This window comes from Roseateles sp. GW821-FHT09G09, assembly GCF_059415965.1.
The window spans coordinates 122,785-136,930 of record NZ_JBWKOG010000009.1; the positions used below are offsets into that span (position 1 = coordinate 122,785).

General features: G+C 66.6%; 9 protein-coding genes. All 9 read left to right on the forward strand.

Features of this window, described 5'->3' with window-relative positions:
• The first annotated feature begins 41 nt into the window (after positions 1–41).
• The 9 genes from AC07O8_RS22935 to AC07O8_RS22975 all read left to right on the forward strand — a co-directional run bounded on the left by AC07O8_RS22935 (position 42) and on the right by AC07O8_RS22975 (position 14,139).
• Positions 42–1,448: an efflux RND transporter periplasmic adaptor subunit gene (locus AC07O8_RS22935; protein WP_495050246.1), complete on the forward strand. Its 1,407-nt coding sequence runs from the start codon at positions 42–44 to the stop codon at positions 1,446–1,448.
• A gap of 4 nt (positions 1,449–1,452) precedes the next feature.
• Positions 1,453–4,617 carry an efflux RND transporter permease subunit gene (locus tag AC07O8_RS22940; RefSeq protein ID WP_495050247.1) on the forward strand — a complete coding sequence of 1,055 codons (3,165 nt, stop codon included), beginning with the start codon at positions 1,453–1,455 and terminating at the stop codon, positions 4,615–4,617.
• 107 nt (positions 4,618–4,724) lie between these two features.
• Entirely contained in the window at positions 4,725–6,140 is a 1,416-nt protein-coding gene (locus AC07O8_RS22945; protein WP_495050248.1) for an efflux transporter outer membrane subunit, read from the forward strand.
• Between the two features lie 181 nt (positions 6,141–6,321).
• Positions 6,322–7,245, forward strand: coding sequence for a spherulation-specific family 4 protein (locus tag AC07O8_RS22950; protein ID WP_495050249.1), 924 nt, complete (start codon positions 6,322–6,324; stop codon positions 7,243–7,245).
• 124 nt (positions 7,246–7,369) lie between these two features.
• On the forward strand, positions 7,370–9,586 hold the full coding sequence (locus AC07O8_RS22955; RefSeq protein WP_495050250.1) for a type I secretion system permease/ATPase: 2,217 nt from the start codon (positions 7,370–7,372) through the stop codon (positions 9,584–9,586).
• Positions 9,583–11,079, forward strand: a complete 1,497-nt coding sequence (locus tag AC07O8_RS22960) for an HlyD family type I secretion periplasmic adaptor subunit (RefSeq protein WP_495050251.1) — start codon at positions 9,583–9,585, stop codon at positions 11,077–11,079. Before AC07O8_RS22955 ends, AC07O8_RS22960 begins: the two co-directional genes overlap by 4 nt.
• Positions 11,079–12,362, forward strand: a complete 1,284-nt coding sequence (locus AC07O8_RS22965; RefSeq protein ID WP_495050252.1) for a glycosyltransferase family 4 protein — start codon at positions 11,079–11,081, stop codon at positions 12,360–12,362. The genes AC07O8_RS22960 and AC07O8_RS22965 overlap by 1 nt, the downstream gene beginning before the upstream one ends.
• Entirely contained in the window at positions 12,362–13,222 is an 861-nt protein-coding gene (locus AC07O8_RS22970) for a hypothetical protein (RefSeq protein WP_495050253.1), read from the forward strand. The genes AC07O8_RS22965 and AC07O8_RS22970 overlap by 1 nt, the downstream gene beginning before the upstream one ends.
• An 8-nt stretch (positions 13,223–13,230) precedes the next feature.
• The gene (locus tag AC07O8_RS22975) at positions 13,231–14,139 is read left to right on the forward strand and encodes a hypothetical protein (RefSeq protein ID WP_495050254.1); all 909 of its coding nucleotides are present in this window, start codon (positions 13,231–13,233) and stop codon (positions 14,137–14,139) included.
• Positions 14,140–14,146: the final 7 nt, after the last annotated feature.

Here is a 14,146-nt window from a genome sequence, read left to right on the forward strand (position 1 = left end):
CTTCAAGGTCTCTCCACATTCATGGCCGAGCATCCGCCGCCATGCCGAAGAAGATTCTGACATCCACGTCCTCGCTGTCGATGGACGCGTTGAAGCCGTCCCACGCGCCGCGCGCCCCGACCCTCGGACCGGTCGCCGCGGCGCTGGCCGCCCTGGCCGTGCTGGTGCTCGCCGGCTGCGGCGAGAAGAAGGAGGAGACCGCCAAGCGCGCCCCGCCGGAAGTCGGCGTGGTCGTGGTCACGACGCAGGACGCGCCCTTGGCGCTGGAGCTGCCGGGCCGCCTGTCCGCCAGCCAGGTGGCCGAGATCCGCCCGCAGGTGACCGGCATCGTGCAGAAGCGGCTCTTCGAGGAAGGCAAGCTGGTCCGTGCCGGCCAGCCGCTGTACCAGCTCGACGCCGCCACCTACGAGGCCGAACGCGCCCGCACCGCCGCCGCGCTGCAGAAGGCCGAGGCCCAGGTGGCCGTCGCCCGCAGCCGCGCCGAGCGCGACGCGGAGCTGCTGAAGGCCGACGCCCTCAGCCGCCAGAGCGCCGACGACAGCGCCAGCGCGCTGCGCCAGGCGCAGGCCGACGTGGCCGTCGCCCGCGCCGCGCTCGACGCCGCGCGCGTGCAGCTGGACCGCACCCGCATCACCGCGCCGATCGCCGGCCGCATCGAGGTGTCCGCGGTGACCGCCGGCGCGCTGGTCACCGCCGCCCAGACGCAGGCGCTGACGACGGTGCAGCAGCTCGACCCGATGCATGTGGACATCGTCCAGAGCAGCGCCGAGATCCTGCAGCTGCGCCGCCAGCTCGATGCCCGCAGCGGCAGCAGCAGGATCAAGCTGGTGCTGGAGGACGGCACCGAATACGCCCGTCCCGGCACGCTGCAGTTCAGCGGCGTGACGGTGGACCGCGGCACCGGCGCGGTCACGCTGCGCGCGATCGTGCCCAATCCGGACGGCGCGCTGCTGCCCGGCATGGTGGTCCGCGCGAAGCTGCTGGCCGGCGTCGACAGCGGCGTGATCCTGGTGCCGCAGCAGGGCGTGACGCGCTCGCCCACCGGCGAGGCGACCGCGCTGGTCGTCGGGCCGGAGAACAAGCTGCAACTGCGCCAGCTGGTGCTGACCCGCGCGGTCGGCAACCAGTGGCTGGTCGCCAGCGGCCTCAAGGCCGGCGACAAGCTCGCCATCGAAGGCCTGCAGCGCGTGCGCGCCGGCCAGCCGGTGACGCCGGTGCCGGCAGGCATGAAGAAGGGCGGGGCGGCCGGTTCGGCGGGCTCCGGCGGCAAGCCGGCCGCGGCCTCCGCGGCGGCCGCCGTCGCGGCGGAAACCGGCGGGCCGGCTGCTTCGGCCGCCACGCAACCTGGATCGCCTGGATCGCCTGGATCGCCTGGGGCGCCTGGGGCGGCGACGTCCGGTCCGATGCCTGGGTCGAGCTCCGTCTCGGCCTCCGGCGCGGGACGCTGACACCATGGCTTCGTTCTTCATCGACCGGCCCATCTTCGCGTGGGTCATCGCGATCGTGATCATGCTGGCGGGCGCCGCCGCGGTGCGCATCCTGCCGCTGGAGCGCTATCCCGACATCGCGCCCACCCGCATCTCCATCAACACCAGCTACCCGGGCGCGGCCGCCAAGGCGATCGAGGACTCGGTGACGCAGGTCATCGAGCAGAACCTCAAGGGCATCGACGGCCTGTTCTCGATCGAGTCCAACAGCAACGCCTCCGGCGGCGCCAGCACCGTGCTGAGCTTCGTCGCCGGCACGGATCCGGACCTGGCGCAGATGCAGGTCCAGAACAAGGTCTCGCAGTCGCTGTCGCGGCTGCCGCAGGCGGTGCAGGCGCAGGGCGTGCGCGTGACCAAGGCCGGCACCGAGAACCTGATGGTCATCATGCTGACCAGCGACAACCCGGCCGTGACCTCGGCCGACCTGGGCGACTACCTGTCCAGCACGCTGCTCGACATCGTCAGCCGCATCGAGGGCGTGGGCGACATCAACGTCTTCGGCTCCGGCTACGCGATGCGCATCTGGCTGGATCCCGCGCAGCTGCAGCGTTACGCGCTGGTGCCGGGCGACATCCGCAACGCGCTGCTGGCGCAGAACACCGAGGTCTCGGCCGGCCAGCTCGGCGCCCAGCCGGCACCGGAAGGCCAGCGCCTGACGGCCATCATCACCGCGCGCGCCAAGCTGACGACGGCCGAGCAGTTCCGCAACATCGTGCTGCGCGTGCAGCCGGACGGCTCCGCGCTGAAGCTGGGCGACGTCGCCCGCGTCGAGCTGGGCCGCGACAGCTACACCACCAACGTCAAGAGCACCGGCCAGACCGCGGCGGGCATGGCCATCCTGCCGGCCAGCGGCGCCAACGCGCTCAAGACCGCGGAGCTGGTGAAGGCCAAGCTGGCCGAGCTCGAGCCCTTCTTCCCGCACGGGATGAAGTCGACCATCACCTACGACACGACGCCCTTCATCAGCGTGTCCATCGAGGGCGTGGTGCACACGCTGATCGAGGCCATGGTGCTGGTCGTGGCGATCATGTACCTGTTCATGCAGAACCTGCGTGCGACGCTGATCCCCGCGATCGCCGTGCCGGTGGTGCTTCTGGGGACGTTCGGGGTGCTGGCGGTGGCGGGGTACTCGATCAACTCGCTGACGATGTTCGGGCTGGTGCTGGCCATCGGCCTGCTGGTGGACGACGCGATCGTGGTCGTCGAGAACGTCGAGCGCCTGATGCGCGAGGAAGGCCTGAGCCCGCGCGACGCGACCCGCGAGAGCATGAAGGAGATCAGCGGCGCGCTGGTCGGCATCGCGGTCGTGCTGTCGGCGGTGTTCATCCCGATGGCCTTCTTCGGCGGCTCGACCGGCATCATCTACCGCCAGTTCTCGATCACGGTCGTGAGCGCGATGATCCTGTCGGTGCTGGTGGCGATGAGCCTGTCGCCGGCGCTGTGCGCGACGCTGCTCAAGCCCGTGCACCAGGGCGAGCACGCGGCCCACGGCGGTCCGTTCGGCAAGCAGCTGGACTGGTTCTTCGGCGGCTTCAACCGCCAGTTCGACAAGTTCAGCGACCGCTACGTCGTGCGCGTGCGCTGGCTGACGGCGCGCGGGGTGCGCAGCTTCCTCGTCTACCTGCTGCTGATCGGCGGCATGGCGCTGCTCTACAGGTCGCTGCCGACCTCCTTCCTGCCGGACGAGGACCAGGGCAGCCTGCAGATGCAGGTCCGCATGGCGCCGGGCGCCACGGCCGAGCGCATGGAAGCGGTCGCGCAGGCGATGGAGGCCTACCTCGCCGAGCAGAAGGAAGTGCAGTTCTACAACCTCGTGCGCGGCGCCAACGGCGACCAGGGCTCGGGGCAGGGCTTCATCCGGCTGACCGACTGGAAGGAGCGCCCCGAGAAGCAGCAGGGCGCCGCGGCGCTGGCCGAGCGCTTCAGCCGCGAACTCGGCAAGAAGGTGCGCGACGCCAACATCTTCATCGTGCAGCCGCCGACGGTGCGGGGGCTGGGCGGCAGCGCGGGCATCCAGCTCTTCCTGCAGGACCTGGGCGGCGTCGGCACCGAGGCGCTGGCCGAGGCGCGCGAGCGCCTGATCGACGAGGCCAACAAGCATCCCGAGCTGGCGCGCGCCCGCATCAACAGCCTGACCGAGACGCCGCAACTGCAGATCAACATCGACGACCAGAAGGCCGGCACGCTGGGCGTGGCGACGACGACGATCAACGACACGCTGTCGATCGCGCTGGGCAGCAGCTACGTCAACGACTTCATCGACCGCGGCCGCGTCAAGCGCGTGCTGGTGCAGGGCGAGGGCGCCTACCGCGCCGATCCCGACGCGCTGCGCCACTGGTACGTGCGCAACGCCAGCGGCGCGATGGTGTCGTTCAACGCCTTCGCCACGGCGACCTGGCAGAACGGGCCGCGTCAGTTGGTCCGCTACAACGGCAGCGCCGCCTACGAGATCCAGGCCGACGTGCCGCCGGGCGTGAGTTCCGGCGCGGCGATGAAGGCGATGGAATCGATCCTGCGCGAGATGCCGCCCGGCATCGGCTTCGAGTGGGCCGGCCGCAGCTACCAGGAGCGGCTCTCGGGCGACCAGGCGCCGATGCTGTATGCCGTGTCGGTGCTGTTCATCTTCCTGTGCCTGGCGGCGCTGTACGAGAGCTGGTCCGTGCCGTTCAGCGTGATGCTGGTCGTGCCGCTGGGCATCATCGGCGCGCTGGCGGCCAGCCACCTCGGCGGGCAGCAGAACGACGTGTTCTTCCAGGTCGGCCTGCTCACGACGGTGGGCCTGTCGGCGAAGAACGCGATCCTGATCGTGGAGTTCGCCGAGACCCTGCGCGGGCAGGGGATGGGCGTGCTCGAGGCGACCTTGAAGGCGTGCCGGCAGCGATTGCGGCCGATCCTGATGACCTCGTTGGCCTTCATGATGGGCGTGCTGCCGCTGGCCTTCGCCAGCGGCGCGGGCTCCGGCTCGCAGCGCGCCATCGGCGTCGGCGTGCTCGGCGGCATGGGCAGCGCGACGCTGCTGGGCATCTTCTTCGTGCCGCTGTTCTACCTCTGGGTGAAGCAGCGATTCAGCCGGGCGAAACACCCGGCCACGCCGTCCGAAGGACACAAGGATCCGGAGGTGCGGGCATGAGCCGCGTTCTGGCACTTCGCCCGTCGGCGCAAGCCGGCCCGGGGGCTCCTCATACGCTGTCGCAAATCGTCTCCCCCGGGCCGGCTTGCGCCGACTCGACATCGAGCGTGTTCACGAGGTGCCTCCTGCTGCTGCCGGTGGTGCTTGCGCTGAGCGGCTGCGGCAGCCTCGTTCCGAGCACCGACACACCGCGTCCCCCGCTTCGGGAAGACTTCCGTCCGAAGGCTGCATCGGCCGCCGAGCCGGCGGCTTCTGCGGCTGCGGCCTCGCACGAGTGGCGCGGCTTCTTCGCCGATGCGCGGCTGGACGAGGTCGTCGCGACGGCGCTCGACCAGAACCGCAGCCTGCGCGTGAGCGCGGCCGCTGTCGAACGCGTGCGGGCGCAGTACCGCGTGACCGCCGCCGAGCGACTGCCCGAGATCGGCGTCGGTGGCTCCGTCACGCGTCAGCGCACGATCAACGGCGAAGGCGCGACGACGACCTACGGCGTCAACCTCGGCTTGGCGAGCTACGAGATCGATCTGTTCAACCGCCTGGGCAGCCTGGAAGGCGCGGCACTGTCGCGTTTCCTGGCCGAGCAGGAGACGCAGCGCAGCACGCGACTGAGCCTGGCCGCGGAAGTCGCGACCGCCTGGCTGTCGCTCGCGGCCGCGCAGCAACGCCTGGCCCTCAACCAGGAACTGCGCGACAGCCAGCAGCGCTCGCTGGACTTGGCGGAGCGGCAGTACGCGCTCGGCGCAGCGTCGGGGCTGGATCGGGCGCGCGCTCGCGCGGCCTTCGAGTCCGCGCGCGGCGACGCGGCGGAAAGCGTCGGCGCAGTGACGCAGGCGCGATTGCAGCTGGAGCTGCTCGTCGGCCAGCCGGTGCCGGATCGGCTGCTGCCGACCGCGCAAGGCACGTCGTCCACGACGGGCGGCGTCGACATCACGGTGCTGCCGGCGGTGCCGGGCGGATTGCCCGCCGACGTGCTGCTGCAGCGACCCGATCTGCGAGCGGCCGAGCAGCGCCTGCGCGCGGCGGCCTTCGACGTGGGGGCGGCGCGCGCGGCGCGTTTCCCGCGCCTGACGCTGACGGCCAGCGCCGGCACGCGCAGTCCGGACCTGGACGGCTTGTTCAAGAGCGGCAGCGGCGTGTGGAGCATCGTGCCGCAGATCGACCTGCCGATCTTCGACGGCGGCCAACGCCGCGCGCAGGTCGAGGTCAGCGAGGCCAGCCGGCAGGAAGCGTTGGCGGGCTACGAGTCCGCGCTGCAGTCGGCGTTCCGCGAGGTCGCGGACGCGCTGGCGGTGCGCGATCAACTGGCCGAGCGGCTCGCTGCGCAGCAGGCGCAGGTCGATGCGGCCGAGCAGTCGCAACGCCTCGCCGAGCGCAGCTACCGCCTCGGCGGCAGCAGTCAGCTGGAGCTGCTCGATGCGCAGCGTCAGTTGACGACCGCGAAGCGCGCGCTCGTGACGCTTCGTCAGACCGAGCAAAGCAATCGCGTAGCGCTGCTGAGAGCGCTCGGCGGTCGCTGGACGCAGTGACCGGACGATGCGGCGCGCCGGAGCCAGATCGATCAGCCAGAGCTTTCGCTTTCGAATAAATCGAAAATAAAACTTTCGATTTATCTTGTAAGGAAAGAAAAAAACGTGGCGTAAACCATATTCGAAAGAATTCGATGACTTCCTAGACTCCGCTGGTCATTCACCACGACCAGGGGATCTCATGAAGCAAGCCACACGGCCGACCTCGCGTCTGAACGTCTCGTTCAGCACGTTCTCCCGACTTTCCGCCGTCGTCGCGCTCGCGGGCGCGGCGGCCGGTTTCGCGACCACGGCCACGGCGGCGCCGACCGGTTTCGGGCTGATCGCCTACTGGGGCGAGACCGCCAGCACCTATGGCGGTCAGGTGCCGACCGGCAGCTACGTCGTCATCAATCCCAACAGCGGCGCGCAGGGCCTGAGCGCGAGCCAGATCACCAACTGGAAGGCGGTCATCGCCAACATCCGCGCGCAGGGCGGCAAGGTGCTGGGCTACGTGCCGACCGGCTACGACCGCAACACCGCCGACGAGCTGACCCGCTACAACGCGATCCCGACGGAGCTGTCGGCCTACAAGAACACGCTGGGCGGCGTGGACGGCTTCTTCTTCGACGAGGCCGCGCACGACGACGCGTCCCTGACCGATGCGCAGAAGTGCAGCGGCACGCCGACCAAGTGGGCCAACGTGCGCTCGATGGTGTCGGGCTCCGGCGCGGGCGGCATCAAGGTCTGGAACGCGGGCTGGCCGGGCGCGAGCGGCTGCTTCGTCAGCGCGGCGCAGTCCGGCGAGCACATCGTGATGTACGAGGCTGCGTATGCCGACTACCTCAACGGCGCGAGCTGGCTCAACGGCGACGTGCAGAACCTGGCGACCTCGCTCAACGTCAAGACCTGGCTCCTGATCCACTCCGCGACGCAGGCGCAGATGCAGGCGGCGCTGCGCGGCACCACGGCCAACTACGTCTACGTGACCAGCATGACCTACAACCCCAGCTTGCCGTGGGGCGGTCCGATCTGGAACTACACGCCCACCTATTGGGGGAACGACACGACCAGCGGGACGGAGCGGTGGTGTCTGAAGAGCTTGAAGAGCGGCGGGAGCTGCTGACGGTCGACGTTTCCCTGACACCCCTCCGAGGAGGGGGTATCCCTGGTACTCGGGTCCGTTAGCATCCCGTTGCTTTGACATTAAGCCGCCGCAGACGGCAACAGGGATGGCCTCAAATCAGGGAATGGCGGACGCGCTCGGGTGCGCGTCCGGCTCGGCTGCCGCATTGGCGACCGGAGAGGGTGTCGATGGCACGTCGTCGTCGACGGACCGGGACGGACCGTTGCGCGCGCTGTGCATCGTGGCGCGGATGCACCATGTGGCGGCCGACGCGCCGTCGCTGCGTCACGGGCTCGGCCTAGGCGCCAGCGATGCGCCGACGACCCAGGACCTTCTCCTGGCCGCCAAGCGGCTGGGACTCAAGGCCAAGCGTTCAAGCACGACGATCGACCGGCTGAGCCTGGCGGCGCTGCCGGCGCTCGCGACGCTGCGGGACGGACGCACGATGGTGCTGGCGCAATGCGACGGCAAGCGGGTGCTGTTCATGGATCCGACTGGCGATGAATCGTCGGCGCGACCCACGATCGAGCCTGTGGAGACCTTCGCCGCCGAATGGACCGGCGAGCTGATCCTCGTCACCAGCCGCGCCAGCCTGGCCGGCGATCTCGCCAAGTTCGACTTCTCCTGGTTCATCCCGAGCATCGTCAAGCACCGGCGCCTGCTGGGCGAGGTGCTGACGATCTCGCTGTTCCTGCAGCTCTTCGCGCTGGTCAGCCCGCTGTTCTTCCAGGTCGTGATGGACAAGGTGCTGGTGCACCGCGGCCTCACCACGCTGGACGTGCTGGTGATCGGACTGGTCGTGATCATGGTGTTCGAGAGCGCGCTGAACATCCTGCGCGCCTACGTGTTCAGCCACACGACCAGCCGCATCGACGTGGAACTCGGCTCGCGGCTGTTCCGGCATCTGCTGAGCCTGCCGCTGGCCTACTTCCAGGCGCGTCGCGTCGGGGATTCCGTGGCGCGGGTGCGCGAGCTCGAGAACATCCGCCAGTTCCTGACCGGCAACGCGCTGACGCTGGTGCTGGACGTGCTGTTCTCTGTGATCTTCATCGCGGTGATGTTCAGCTACAGCGCCACGCTGACGCTGATCGTGCTGATCTCGCTGCCGCTGTACCTGATCCTGAGCCTGTCGATCGTGCCGGTGCTGCGCGGGCGCCTGAACGAGAAGTTCGCGCGCGGCGCGGAGAACCAGAGCCTGCTGGTCGAGACGGTGACCGGCATCCAGACGGTGAAGGCCAGCGCGCTGGAGCCGCAGATGGCGCGCAAATGGGACGAGCAGCTGGCCGCGTATGTGTCGGCCTCGTTCCGGACGCAGACGCTGGCGCAGTACGGCAACGAGGGCATCAACCTGATCGGCAAGCTGGTGAACGCTGCCACGCTCTGGTGGGGCGCCCACCTGGTGATGCAAGGCGACCTGAGCGTGGGCCAGTTCATCGCCTTCAACATGTTCGCCGGCCGGGTCGCGCAGCCGATCATGCGCATCGCGCAGATGTGGACGGACTTCCAGCAGACGGGCATCTCGATGGCGCGGCTGGGCGACGTGCTGAACACCCGCACCGAGCTTCGCTCGCAGAGCGCCGGCGCGATGCCGCGCGTGCGCGGCGACGTGACGCTGGAGAACGTCACCTTCCGCTACCGGCCCGACGCGCAGCCGGTGCTGCGCGGTGTGGACCTGTCGGTGACCGCGGGCGAAGTCATCGGCATCGTCGGTCGCAGCGGCTCTGGCAAGAGCACGCTGACCAAGCTGCTGCAGCGGCTGTACGTGCCGGAGTCCGGCCGCGTGCTGGTCGACGGCCAGGACATCGCGATGGCGGATGCGACGCAGCTGCGCCGCCAGGTCGGCGTGGTGTTGCAGGAGAACATGCTGTTCAACCGCTCGGTGCGGGAGAACATCGCGATCGCCGATCCGGCCGCGCCCATCGAGGCGGTGATGCAGGCGGCCAAACTCGCTGGCGCGCACGACTTCATCGCGGAGTTGCCCGAGGGCTACGACACCGTGGTGGGGGAGCAGGGCACGGGCCTGTCGGGCGGACAGCGGCAGCGCATCGCGATCGCGCGGGCGCTGTTCGGGCAGCCTCGGGTGCTGATCTTCGACGAGGCCACCAGCGCGCTCGACTACGAGAGCGAGGCGATCATCCAGAAGAACATGCGGGCGATCTGCCAGGGGCGGACGGTGTTCATCATTGCCCACCGGCTGAGCGCGGTGCGTCATGCCCACCGGATCATCGCGATGGAGAAGGGCCGCATCGCCGAGATGGGCAGCCATGACGAGCTGATCGCCAAGCCGCAAGGGCTCTACGCGCACCTGTGGCGCATGCAGGGCGAAGGAGGCTCGGAATGAGCGCCGAAGTGATCGAGGGAACGGGGACGCCCGACATGCGGGCGACACGCGAAGGTGCGGATATGCCGCAGGCGCCGCGCCACCCGCTGCGCGAGCTGCTGGGCCGCTACGCTGCTGTCTTCAAGGCTGCCTGGGAGCGGCGCGAGGAACTCGCCGGACCGCGTCGCATGGCCGACGAGCGCGCATTCATGCCCGCCGCGCTGGAGCTGCAGGAAACACCGCCGCATCCTGCGCCGCGCCGCATGGCGATCGCGATCTGCGCGCTGTTCGTGATCGCGCTGGTGTGGGCCATCGTCGGACAGATCGACATCGTCGCGGTGGCGCAGGGACGGATCATCGTCAGCGACCGCAGCAAGACGATCCAGCCGCTGGAGACCAGCGTCGTGCGCGAGGTCTTCGTCAAGGACGGCGACAAGGTGAAAGCCGGGCAACTGCTGATCGCGCTGGACTCGACGATGACGGAGGCGGACAGCCACCGGGTCGACAAGGAGCGCGTGGCGGCGTTGTCCGAGGTGCTGCGCTCGCGCGCGCTGCTGCAGGCGTTGACGGGCGGCGGAGCGCCGCAGTTGACGGAGGCGTCGATGAAGTCGATGCCGCGCGAGGACGCGGACAGCGCGCGCTTCCAGCTGCAGAGCGAGTGGGCGGACATCTCGGCCAAGCTCGCGAAGCTGCAGGCGGAGCTGGAGCGCCGCGATGCCGAGATCGCGACGGCGAAGCAGGTCGTCGAGAAGCTGCAGAGCACGGTGCCGATGGCGCAGCAACGCGAGCGCGACTACAAGGCGCTGAGCGACCAGGGCTTCGTCGCGGGCCATGCCGGGCAGGACCGGACGCGGGAGCGGATCGAGCAGGAGAAGGATCTCGGCACGGCGATTGCGCGACATCGCGAGGCGCAGGCGGCGCTGGCGGAATCGCGCGGATCGACGGCGTCGTTCAAGGCGGAGACGCTGAGGACGTTGCGCGACCGCGAGGCTCAGGCCGACCTCAAGCTCAAGCAGCTCGCCGAAGAGGGCGCGAAGGCGAACAAGCGCAATCAGCTGACGAAGCTCACCGCGCCGGTCGACGGCACGGTGCAGCAGCTCGCGGTGCACACGGCCGGCGGCGTCGTGACTGAGGCGCAGGTGCTGCTGGTGCTGGTGCCCGACGAGGCCGAGGTAACCGCGGAGGTCGTGCTCGAGAACAAGGACATCGGCTTCGTGCGCGCCGGCCAGGAGGCGGAGATCAAGCTCGAGACCTTCCCGTTCACGCGCTACGGCACGGTGCCGGCGAAGGTGAAAAGCGTCAGCGCGGATGCCGTCAACGACGAGAAGCGCGGGGCGATCTTTCCGGTGACGCTGGTGCTGGGGAAAGGCGCCATCGACATCGATGGACGTCCGGTGCGGCTGACGCCGGGGATGAACGTGACGGCGGAGATCAAGACTTCGCAGCGGCGCGTGATCCGGTATCTGTTCGACCCCGTCAAGCAGCACGTCGACGAGAGTCTGAAGGAACGTTGATGCGCGTGTTGATCATTCATCAGAACTTTCCGGGGCAGTTCCGGCATGTGGCCAAGGCGTGGTCGGAGCGGCCGGGCTGGCAGGTGGTCGGCATCGGCCGGGACACGGCGCCCGGCATGCCCGAGCTCGAACGCAGCGGCCGGCTCACGCTGATCCGCTACAAGCCGCATCGCGGCGTGGGCAAGGACCAGCACCACTACCTGCGCCGGATGGAGGAGGCGGTGCTGCACGGCCAGGCGGTCGCGCGGGTGCTGCTGAAGCTGAAGGTCAAGGGTCTTGTTCCCGACGTGATCCTGGCGCATCCTGGCTGGGGCGAGACGCTCAACGCCAAGGACGTGTTCCCGGACGCGCGACTCGTGCATTTCTGCGAGTGGTTCTACAACGCGCCCGCCAGCGGCAACGGGCTCGACCCGGACTGGCAGGGCGCGGACATCGGCTTCGATCCAGAGTTCCCGGCGAGCTTCGACGACCGGGCTCGCATCCGCGCGTGGAATGCGCTGCACCTGCTGAACCTGGAGAACTGCGACGCGGCGGTCAGCCCGACGCATTGGCAGAAGGCGCAGCATCCCAAGGCCTACCTCGACAAGATCACAGTGGCGCACGAGGGGATCGATCTCGACGGGCTGAAGCCCGATCCCGAGGCGCGGATGACGATGCCCAACGGCGCGGTGTTCAAGGCGGGTGATCCGGTAATCACGTATGTCGCGCGCAACCTGGAGCCGTATCGCGGTTTCCATCAGTTCATGCGGGCGCTGCCGGCCATCCAGCGGGACCACAAGACCTGCCACACGGTGATCGTGGGTGGTGATGAGGTGAGCTACGGCAGGGCGCCCGCGCCAGGCAAGACCTGGCGCCAGGTGATGCTGGAGGAGGTCGGCGATCGGCTCGATCCGGCGCGCACGCACTTCCTCGGCAAGCTCCCCTATGCGGACTACAAGCGCGTGCTGCAGCTGTCAGCGGCGCATGTGTACCTGACCTATCCGTTTGTGCTGAGCTGGTCGATGTTGGAGGCGATGGCAACGGGGTGCGTCGTTGTTGGGTCGGATACGGCGCCGGTGCGGGAGGTGATTGAGGATCGCCTGAATGGCAAGCTTGTCAGCATGTTCGATCGGGCGCAATTGGGGGAGCGAATGCTGGAGGCGCTGACGATGCAGACAGACGGGCGCGAACGTATGAGTCGCATGGCAGGGCATCGTGCGACGAGCTTCGACACAGCCGCTGGCATCAATGCAGTGGAGGCGCTCTGCGTCGGCGAAGAGCAGCGAGCGAGGTGGAGGGCTTGATGCGAGTTGTAGCTTTGAAAGCCAGTTTGACGCGTGGATTTCGCGGGCTGATTGGTTTGGCTTCGATCTTGGCCCTTGCTTTGTTGACCGCATGTGGCAGCTCGCCAGCCAAGCAGAAAGTCAACGTTGAGCTGCAAGAGCGGCAGCAACGGGCAAGGGCAATGTGGAAAGCGCGCTGCGAGAAATCCGGCGTATTCATCAAAAGGACGGTTGAGAACGTCGATGGGATCTACCTCATGAACGTTCGGACCAGGACCAACTATGGCGAATCGGAGCAGGATCAATTCTCGTTGGATGATCCATATGGCCACGATTCGCTTGGCGATAATTACATCCTCAATTTCTTGTTCGGGGCATATCACCATCCGGCGGGCAAGCCATCACCATTCAGGGACGCATCTCGGATTGGTTATCGGTTTGTCGAGGCAATAGATGCCAAGGATGGGAAGCTGTTTCGATTTACCGGAAAGATTGAAGAGCCATGGCAATTTGATAAATCTTATCGAAAAGGGTATACCCAGTTCATAATGAATAAGACTTCCATTGAGAGGCGTACGGCGCGTTACGGAGTAAGGTTTGAAGATATTTCTACGAGAGAGGAGCGTCAGTACTGGATTGCAGGTAGTTCTCTGAAAGTTATTGACCTCGATACGCAAGAAGTGCTGGCCGAGCGGATTGGTTATATGGTGGATTGGGCGCAAGGAAGTCGAGTAGGTCAGAGGTCTCCGTGGCTGCTTGCTGCCGATAATGCTTGTCCAGACTTTCTGCACGGCGAACCAAAAAAAGGGCCTTCATCCGTCAATCAGCCTGGCCAAACACTTGATTTTGTAGAACTCGTCCTTAAAGCTACGAACGGATAGAAGTGAACGTGACGATCAAGAAATTCTTCGAAAGCCGCAGAATGGAAATGACAAATATTGAAAGCCTCGGCCCCCGTAATTCTGGGCGGCCAAGCCTAAAACGATTGGAAGTGCTTGCGACGTCCATGCTCAGCCTAGTGTTGCTTGCAGGATGCGGGGGCTTGACGTCGAAGGGGAGTGAACAACAAACCTCAAGCGCGAAGCGCCAACGCGCAATGGAGATCTGGAAGACTCATTGTGAGAAGTCCGGAGAGTTTGTTCATGAAGTCGCCGATAAAGTCGAAGGAATCTATCTATTAAATGTTCGAGTAAGCAGAAATTTTGGCGATCAGTATAGGCTGGATGACCCCTATGGACGGGATCTTATAGGCGATGCTTATATTTGGACGCTTTTAAAAGGCAGCTATGCCGTCGATAGGCCAGGGCCCGTGCCAGAAGGATGGCCTCTACATGCTGGTTACAGATTTGTTGAAGCGCGTGATCCCCAGGATGGGGAGCTGTATAGATATACCAGGCGCGCGGTCGATTCGCTGAATAGTGAAAAAAGGGTCTCCAGTGGTGATTTGAAGCTGGTAATCGATCGTAAGCCAATTTCGGCGCCGTCTGCTCAATATGGAGTTGCCTTTGAAGATATCTCAACGCGGCAGGATCGCGACCATTGGATAGCTGGGAGTAAGCTTCGAATAATTGAGCTTTCTAGCGGAAAGCTGATGGGAGAACGCATTGGTTATATGGTGGATCTTGCTCAAGGCGCTGATTCGGCAGGGCGATCGCCGTGGCTTTTTGCTGCTGACAACGCGTGTCCTGCATTTGATCGGGATTTCAATGTTCCCAATAAACAGGCAGGCTATAAGTTCACTAAACAGCCCTATCAAACGGAACGGTTCGTTGAGAAGGTTTTGAGGCCTGCGCCGTGATTTGATC

What these genes read in the sequence shown, in the direction of transcription:
- AC07O8_RS22935 (WP_495050246.1), top strand. Translation starts at nt 42, where the DNA reads ATGCCGAAGAAGATTCTGACATCCACGTCCTCGCTGTCGATGGACGCG.
- AC07O8_RS22950 (WP_495050249.1), top strand. Translation starts at nt 6,322, where the DNA reads ATGAAGCAAGCCACACGGCCGACCTCGCGTCTGAACGTCTCGTTCAGC.
- AC07O8_RS22970 (WP_495050253.1), top strand. Translation starts at nt 12,362, where the DNA reads ATGCGAGTTGTAGCTTTGAAAGCCAGTTTGACGCGTGGATTTCGCGGG.
- AC07O8_RS22955 (WP_495050250.1), top strand. Translation starts at nt 7,370, where the DNA reads ATGGCGGACGCGCTCGGGTGCGCGTCCGGCTCGGCTGCCGCATTGGCG.
- AC07O8_RS22960 (WP_495050251.1), top strand. Translation starts at nt 9,583, where the DNA reads ATGAGCGCCGAAGTGATCGAGGGAACGGGGACGCCCGACATGCGGGCG.
- AC07O8_RS22965 (WP_495050252.1), top strand. Translation starts at nt 11,079, where the DNA reads ATGCGCGTGTTGATCATTCATCAGAACTTTCCGGGGCAGTTCCGGCAT.
- AC07O8_RS22940 (WP_495050247.1), top strand. Translation starts at nt 1,453, where the DNA reads ATGGCTTCGTTCTTCATCGACCGGCCCATCTTCGCGTGGGTCATCGCG.